This window comes from Brevibacillus fluminis, assembly GCF_003710825.1.
In the GTDB taxonomy this organism is placed as follows: Bacteria; Bacillota; Bacilli; order Brevibacillales; family Brevibacillaceae; genus Brevibacillus_D; species Brevibacillus_D fluminis.
In genome coordinates this window covers 1-497 of record NZ_RHHQ01000058.1, presented here as the reverse complement: position 1 = coordinate 497, position 497 = coordinate 1, and the positions used below count along the sequence as shown (strand labels likewise).

1 protein-coding gene is annotated in these 497 nt (G+C 52.9%); it reads right to left on the bottom strand.

Features of this window, described 5'->3' with window-relative positions:
• Positions 1–344: ATP-binding cassette domain-containing protein (locus tag EDM56_RS30850; protein ID WP_122921739.1), on the bottom strand; the 344-nt coding region annotated here is incomplete at its 3' end.
• Positions 345–497 lie beyond the last annotated feature (153 nt).

The following is a 497-nucleotide window of genomic DNA, read 5'->3' as shown; positions in this document are numbered from 1 at the left end:
TCCACATCGGGCAGCACGTTCGCACTGTGCAGCAAATTTTTGTAGCCGGACAAGAACCGGTACATTTCCGGGTTTTCCACGATCGCTCCCACATGCCGGATGGCGCGTTCGAACTCGTGCTTCACACTCGCTCCCCTTATCGTGATTTCCCCTTGGCTGATGGACGTCAGGCCGACCATCATGCGGATCAGCGAGGTCTTCCCCGCCCCATTCGGCCCCAGCAAGCCAAAGACCGTCCCTCTTGGAATATCAAAACTGACGTTGTCCACAATGGTTTTCAGCCCGATTTTCTTGCTGACGTTCCGCAATTGGACAACCGTCTCATGCTTCTTCTCGCTATCCATCCTACGTTTCTCCTTCCACAACCAAAACGATGTTCTCTTTTTTCATCGTAGTGAAAAACCAGCGCTTCTGACAGGAACCCGGGATTGAATCTCGCTCCGCCCTGAGGAGGAGATCGGAGCTGTGCCCCTCTTGATTTACATAAAAAAACCCCG